This is a genomic window from Achromobacter sp. JUb104 (assembly GCF_024806975.1).
Lineage (GTDB): Bacteria > Pseudomonadota > Gammaproteobacteria > Burkholderiales > Burkholderiaceae_B > Achromobacter > Achromobacter spanius.
In genome coordinates this window covers 1,211,999-1,218,382 of sequence record NZ_JANUEY010000003.1, presented here as the reverse complement: position 1 = coordinate 1,218,382, position 6,384 = coordinate 1,211,999, and the positions used below count along the sequence as shown (strand labels likewise).

General features: G+C 61.5%; 5 protein-coding genes, 1 rRNA gene and 1 other RNA gene. 5 read left to right on the top strand and 2 right to left on the bottom strand.

Going from position 1 to position 6,384, the window contains the following annotated elements:
* Both rrf and M2361_RS25945 read left to right on the top strand, forming a co-directional pair.
* Nucleotides 1–100: ribosomal RNA gene (gene rrf, locus M2361_RS25950) — 5S ribosomal RNA — on the top strand; the annotation flags it as partial.
* Nucleotides 101–251: 151 nt separating this feature from the next.
* A complete protein-coding gene (locus M2361_RS25945; protein ID WP_259252629.1) occupies nt 252–671 on the top strand; it encodes a hypothetical protein in 420 nt (139 codons plus the stop codon).
* A 457-nt stretch (nt 672–1,128) separates the two neighbouring features.
* Here M2361_RS25945 and M2361_RS25940 read toward each other — a convergent pair whose 3' ends face one another.
* Complete coding sequence (locus tag M2361_RS25940; RefSeq protein ID WP_006217453.1) at nt 1,129–1,407, bottom strand: SWIB/MDM2 domain-containing protein; 279 nt, start codon at nt 1,405–1,407, stop codon at nt 1,129–1,131.
* 147 nt (nt 1,408–1,554) lie between these two features.
* Between M2361_RS25940 and M2361_RS25935 the strand changes: the two genes are divergently transcribed.
* Together M2361_RS25935 and pyrC are read left to right on the top strand one after the other, a co-directional pair.
* Nucleotides 1,555–2,748 (top strand): M20 aminoacylase family protein, encoded by a 1,194-nt coding sequence (locus M2361_RS25935; protein WP_259252627.1) that lies wholly within the window; start codon nt 1,555–1,557, stop codon nt 2,746–2,748.
* Nucleotides 2,749–2,760: 12 nt separating this feature from the next.
* A complete protein-coding gene (gene pyrC, locus M2361_RS25930) occupies nt 2,761–3,825 on the top strand; it encodes a dihydroorotase (RefSeq protein WP_259252626.1) in 1,065 nt (354 codons plus the stop codon).
* Between the two features lie 126 nt (nt 3,826–3,951).
* Here pyrC and M2361_RS25925 read toward each other — a convergent pair whose 3' ends face one another.
* A complete protein-coding gene (locus M2361_RS25925; protein ID WP_259252625.1) occupies nt 3,952–5,778 on the bottom strand; it encodes an ATP-binding cassette domain-containing protein in 1,827 nt (608 codons plus the stop codon).
* 129 nt (nt 5,779–5,907) lie between these two features.
* Between M2361_RS25925 and rnpB the strand changes: the two genes are divergently transcribed.
* Nucleotides 5,908–6,313: RNase P RNA component class A (rnpB, locus tag M2361_RS25920), an RNA gene on the top strand.
* Nucleotides 6,314–6,384 lie beyond the last annotated feature (71 nt).

Genomic DNA, 6,384 nt, shown 5'->3' with positions numbered 1-6,384 from the left:
GCAAGGTGGTACCACTCCTTCCCATCCCGAACAGGACAGTGAAACGCCTTCGCGCCGATGATAGTGGACGGACGTCTGTGAAAGTAGGTCATCGTTAAGCTCTTATTTCGCAAAGCCCCGCCGGTTCCCGGCGGGGCTTTGTCTTTGGCGAAACAGACTCGTACGTGCCGGTAAAGCCCATAGACAACGCCTCGTCAATCAGGCTGCAACCCGCGCCAATGCTGATTGTGCCGAAATAACAACGCCCGTAGATGGGCGTGTTTTGTGCGGTAAGATTGATCGAGTCAATTCGTTGGAGCGTTATCGTGAGTGATCCCCAGACCCCTTTGCCCGGTACAACGTTAGACCTGCGCACACTGACGCATGTGGCTTACGGTTTATTCGCCTTGGGCTTTCTGACGAGCGGAATTCTGGGCATTGCGACGTTGGCCGCTGTGGTGCTGATGTACGTGAAACGTTCGGACGCTGCCGGGACCGTTTACGCCGCCCACTTCGATTGGATGCTGCGCACGTTTTGGTGGGCGATGTTGTGGCTGGCCATCAGCGCAATTGCCATCTATATCTTCATTGGCTGGATCAGCCTGATCGCGACCATTGTTTGGGTGCTGTACCGTCTGATTAAGGGTTGGCTGGCATTGTTGGATGGTGGCGCACCGACCACCTACGCTTGACCAGTAAAGAAGGCCCTTTAGGCACATAGGAAGCCGGCAGAGATGCCGGCTTTTTCACGTGCGCGCGGATGCGGGCAGGTCACGCGCGCCAGGACAGCCTTGGGCCGATGTGCCGTTGCGAGGCGTGGGGTCTTCTGCGTGCACCTTAGGTATCGCGTGGTGGTGGCTTCAACGGCGTGAGGAAGCCTTTGCAGCAGAGATGAGTGTGCAAGTGCCTGCCGAGCTGTGGCAAGAGCCAATAGTTTTTTGGGGGAATTGCAGGTGCGTGGCGCCAGCGGGAGATCCGAAAGATCCGGGCGACAGCAAGACGGTGCTTTGCCGCGTCCACAAGGTGTGGACTGGTATGTTGCGCGCCGAGAGTGGCGGATGCGTGAAGGTAGTGAGCTAGCCCGGCGAAAAGCCAGGGCGTCGCGACAATCCAAGAGGCAGGGACGTACGGTGTACGCCCTTTGCCTGCTTACTTCAGATGTGCGTTGACCAACTTGGTCAGTTCGAACATCGTGACCTGATCTTTGCCAAAGATCGGACGCAGCTTGGCATCGGCGTTGATGTTGCGCTTGTTGCTGGCATCTTGCAGGTTGTGCTTCTTGATGTATTCCCAGATCTTCTTGGTGACCTCGGTACGCGGCACGGCTTCCGAGCCGATGACAGCGGCCAATTCGGCGCTGGGGGTCAGGGGCTTCATGAATGCAGCGTTCGGCTTGCGCGCGGTCGCGGGTTTGGAGGTTGTGGCCATAATGCGGCGCTCCTTCTCTGGCTGTTGGAAAAATTGTCCTGCGGCCGGAGCATAACGTGTCTCTCTGGTAAAGACAAAGGCATTTATCCTCTGTAGCAACTAAAATGCGCAGATCGTCCCCTCTATCACGCCATTCTGTAACGTCCTATGTACGCACGATCTGCTTTGGAATCAATTCGGCTTTTTCATGACGAATTGACGGCGCTGCGGCGCGATTTACATGCTCACCCCGAGCTCGGTTTTGAAGAGGTCCGTACGTCCGGCATCGTGGCGGGCGCGCTGGAGGCGTTGGGGGTCGAAGTGCATCGCGGCATCGGCAAGACCGGTGTTGTGGGTGTGATCCGCGGCCGGCGCTGCGACAGCGGGCGCATGATCGGCCTGCGCGCCGACATGGATGCCTTGCCCATGACCGAAGACAATGACTTTGGTCATAAGTCGACCAAGCCTGGCTTGATGCACGGATGCGGGCACGATGGTCATACCGCGGTGTTGATTGGGGCAGCCAAGTACCTGGCGCAGACGCGCAATTTCGACGGTACCGCCGTCCTGATTTTTCAGCCTGCGGAAGAAGGGCGCGGCGGAGCGCGCGCCATGCTGGAGGATGGTCTTTTCGACACGTTTCCATGTGATGCGATCTATGCCCTGCACAATTGGCCCGGGCTGCGGCCGGGTACCATCGGCATCAATCCGGGGCCGATGATGGCAGCGGCCGATCGCTTTGAAATCCAGATTACCGGACGCGGCGGCCACGGCGCGCATCCATATCAGACGATCGACCCGGTGACTATCGCGGGTCAGATCATCACCGCATTGCAGACCATTGTGTCGCGTAACGTGAACCCGCTGGATTCGGCAGTGGTGTCGATCGGCTCAATGCAGGCTGGACACCCCGGTGCGATGAGCGTGATCCCGCGGGAGGCCAAGCTGGTGGGCACCGTGCGTACATTCCGCAAATCAGTTCAGGAGATGGTTGAGACGCGCATGCGCGAGCTGGTCACCGCCATCGCGGGCGCGTTTGGCGGTACTGCCGAACTGATCTATGAACGCATCTATCCGGCCACCCTCAACACGCCGCAACACGCTAACCTTGTCGCCGATATCGCCACCGAAATGATCGGCAAGGAAAACGTGGTGCGCGACCTGGTGCCCTCGATGGGCTCCGAAGATTTCTCGTTCATGTTGCAGAGCAAGCCGGGCGCGTATTTCCGCCTGGGCCAAGGCGGCGCCGAGTCGGGCTGCGTCCTGCACAACTCCCATTTTGATTTCAACGATGCGGTCATTCCCCTGGGCAGCGCGATGTTTTGCGCGCTGGCAGAACGGGGCATGCCGTTGGCAGAATAAGAAGCCCTTTCCATGTCTACTCAAAGCACGACTCAGCTCACGATCACCCGCCCGGACGATTGGCACCTGCACTTGCGCGATGGCGCGGCGCTGGAGGCAGTGGTGGCGGATACCGCACGGCAGTTCGCACGTGCCATCATCATGCCGAATTTGAAGCCGCCGGTGACAACCACCGAGCAGGCACTGGCCTACCGGGATCGCATCCTTCAAGCGTTGCGCAAGGCCGGCGGAAATCCGGATGCCTTCACGCCGCTGATGACGCTTTATCTGACCGACAACACGTCCGCCGAAGAGATCCGTACCGCGCATGCGTCCGGCCAGGTCTACGCGGTAAAGCTCTACCCGGCAGGCGCCACGACTAACTCGGATGCTGGCGTCACGGACTTGCTGGGCAAGTGCACCAAGGCGCTGGAAGCCTTGGAAAAGTGTGGGATGCCGCTGCTGGTGCACGGCGAAGTCACCGATCCGGCGATTGATGTGTTCGACCGCGAGGCCATTTTCGTAGAGCGCGTCATGAAGCCTTTGCGTCGCGCGTTTCCTGCCTTGAAGGTGGTGTTCGAACACATCACGACGAAAGAAGGCGCGGAATATGTGCGCGACGCAGAAGGGCCGACCGCCGCCACCATCACGCCGCAGCACATGCTGTACAACCGCAACGCGATTTTCCAGGGCGGTGTGCGTCCACATTGGTACTGCCTGCCGATCCTGAAGCGCGAGACGCATCGCCTGGCCTTGGTCGAGGCGGCGACTAGCGGCAGTCCGCGTTTTTTCCTGGGCACCGACAGCGCGCCCCATGCGCGTGGTCTGAAAGAGCATGCCTGCGGTTGCGCGGGTTGCTACACGGCGCTGCACGCGATGGAGCTCTACGCGACCGCTTTTGACGCCGTGGGCAAACTGGACAAGCTGGAAGGCTTTGCAAGCTTTCATGGCCCCGACTTCTATGGCCTGCCGCGCAACACCGGTACGCTGACGCTTGCGCGTGAGGCCTATCAGGTGCCTGAAGAGCTGGCTTTCGGCAATACGACACTGGTGCCGCTCGCCGCGGGTGAAGCATTGGCGTGGCGGGCGCACGCTTGAGTCGCTAGACGCGGGGTCTGACGGCGGGGCCACTAATGTGAACGGGGTGGACGGCATCATGCCGTCCACCCCGTTTCTTTTACCGTGCCGTCTTTGTCGGTGTGCCTATATATATAGTGGCGCGGATTAGAGCGTGCCGTCGCGGCGCGCTTCCAGCAGTTCCCAGCGGGCGAACTTCTCTTCTAGTTCGCTTTCCAGTTTGGCGAGTTCGCCGTTGATGCGATCCACTTCTGCTGGCGCTTCGCGGTAGAGGCTACCGTCCGCCAACTTGCCGGCCAGCTCGACCTGCTTCGCTTCGAGTGCGGCGATGGCATCGGGAAGACCTTCGAGTTCTCGCAAGTCCCACGCATTGATCTTGCTGGCCTTGGCCGGCTTGGCGCGGGCAACTTTGGCGCGTGCCGCGCCTTCGTCCACAGGCTTGGATGCTGCATCCTCGTCGGGCGACGTGGTGGCGGGAGCGGGACGCTGGGCGACCCATTCATCATATCCGCCGACATAATCGCGCCAGCGGCCGTTGCCTTCATACGCGATCGTCTGCGTGACGACGTTGTTCAGGAACGCGCGGTCGTGGCTGACAAGCAGCACCGTGCCGGCGTATTCCTGCAGCAGTTCTTCCAGAAGCTCCAGCGTTTCGATGTCGAGGTCGTTGGTGGGTTCGTCCAGCACCAGCACGTTTGCCGGACGGGCGAACAGGCGGGCCAGCAGCAGGCGCGCGCGTTCGCCGCCAGACAAGCTGCGCACGGGCGAGCCGGCGCGGGCGGGGGAGAACAGGAAGTCGCCCAGGTAGGTCATCACGTGCTTGCGTGTGCCGCCGATTTCAACCCATTCGCTGCCCGGGCTGATGATGTCCACCAGCGAGGCCGCTTCATCCAACTGCGCGCGCATCTGATCAAAATACGCGACCGCCACGTTGGTGCCGAGGCGGGTGGTGCCGGTATCGGGTTGCATCTCGCCCAGGATGAGCTTGAGCAGCGTGGTCTTGCCTGCGCCGTTGGGGCCGATGATGCCGATGCGGTCGCCGCGCAGGATGGTCGTGGTGTAGTCGTCCACCACGATCTTGTCGCCAAACGTCTTGCCCACGTGTTCAAGCTCGGCTACCAGCTTGCCCGAGCGTTGACCTTCGGCCAGCGCCAAAGAGACGTCGCCGATGCGCTCACGGCGTTCGGCCCGCTGGACCCGCAGGCTTTCCAAACGGCGCACGCGGCCTTCATTTCGGGTGCGGCGGGCTTCGACGCCCTTACGAATCCACACCTCTTCTTGCGCCAGCAGCTTGTCAAAGCGGGCCTGCTCCAGGCGTTCCGATTCCAGCCATTGGGCTTTGCGTTCTTGCCATTGCGAAAAGTTGCCCGGGAAGCTCAGCAGGCGGCCGCGGTCGAGTTCGACGATGCGGGTGGTGACTGCGTCCAGGAATCGGCGGTCGTGGGTGATGATCACTGCCGCGCCACGCCAACTGCGCAGCATCTCTTCCAGCCACGCAATGCCTTCGAAGTCGAGATGGTTGGTGGGCTCGTCCAGCAGCAGCAGATCGGGCTCCTCGACCAGCGCGCGCGCCAGGGCCACGCGCTTGCGCGTGCCGCCCGACAACCCTGCTATTTGCACGTCCGCCGGCAGGCCCAGCTTTTCCAGCATCGCGCGCACACGCGACGGGCGTTGCCAATCTTCGTGGTCGTCTTCCACGTTGCAGACGACGTCGTAAACCGTGGCGTTTTCATCCAGTTCCGGTTCTTGTTCGACCGTGGCCACGCGCAGCCCCGAGCTGCGGGCGATGTCGCCATCGTCGGGGACGGTGCGGCCGTCCAGCAGCCTCAGCAGCGACGACTTGCCGGCGCCGTTGCGGCCGATGAGGCCAATGCGCTCGCCGGCCTGGATGGCGAAGTCGGCGTGATCCAGCAGCGGGTGGTGCCCATAGGCGAGCTGGATGTCGGTAAGAGTGATGAGGGTAGCGAGGGCCATGTAGTCTGTCTTTTCTGCGGCGTACAAGTGGATCAGGGCGTATTGTCGCAGGAACGTCGGCGGCTCGTTGGGCGGGCTACGAGGGGTTCTTGGGGACAGTGCCGCGACCTGTACTAGAATACGAACCGCAAGGCGGGTCGGGCGATCGCGGTGGATGCGAATCCATCGAGGAAGGTCCGGACTCCATAGGGCAGGGTAACGGCTAACGGCCGTCCGGCCGCGTCTTCGGGCGCGGTTGAGGAATAGGGCCACAGAGACGAGACTGCGAAGCGGGCGCGCATTGCGCGCACCGATACGGCTATCTCCGTATTGCGCGGTTCGGCAACGAACCGCGGCGTCGCAGGGTGAAACGCGGCAACCTCTACCCGGAGCAACATCAAATAGGCATGCGTGCGGCCCTCGGGCTGCGAAGGGCGGCTCCGTCCAAGCATGCGGGTAGGTGGCTAGAGCGGCTCAGCAATGATCCGCGCAGAGGAATGATCGTCCGCCAGGGAAACCTGGTGTACAGAATCCGGCCTATAGACCCGTCTTGCATCGAATTTCTCCTCCACGTGCGATCCGGGGCATCGAACCCGGGCCGCATGGCATGCGCCCGCCATTTTTTTT